The following is a 211-nucleotide window of genomic DNA, read 5'->3' on the forward strand; positions in this document are numbered from 1 at the left end:
GATTCTACAGTTTCGACGGGTTCCGATGATTCGGGTTCTTGAACCGATGAAGTTTCGGGATTTTGGGCAGTTTCTTCCCTGGCGGTGGTGTCGGCGGTTTCTGTTACCGCTTCCACAGGTTCAGAGGTAGAATCGTCGGTGGTTTCAGCCACCACTCGTTCCGGGTTTTCTTCTGCAGAATTGTCCGCAGTTTCGGTTGGTTCTGCTGAGG

At 52.6% G+C, this 211-nt stretch carries 1 protein-coding gene; it reads right to left on the minus strand.

All coding sequences use genetic code 11. The features are described from left to right. The coding region (locus AC0QH1_RS00240; RefSeq protein WP_324628743.1) for a hypothetical protein at window positions 1–211 on the minus strand (211 nt) is incomplete at both ends.

It is taken from the genome of Phormidium sp. CCY1219, from assembly GCF_055795085.1.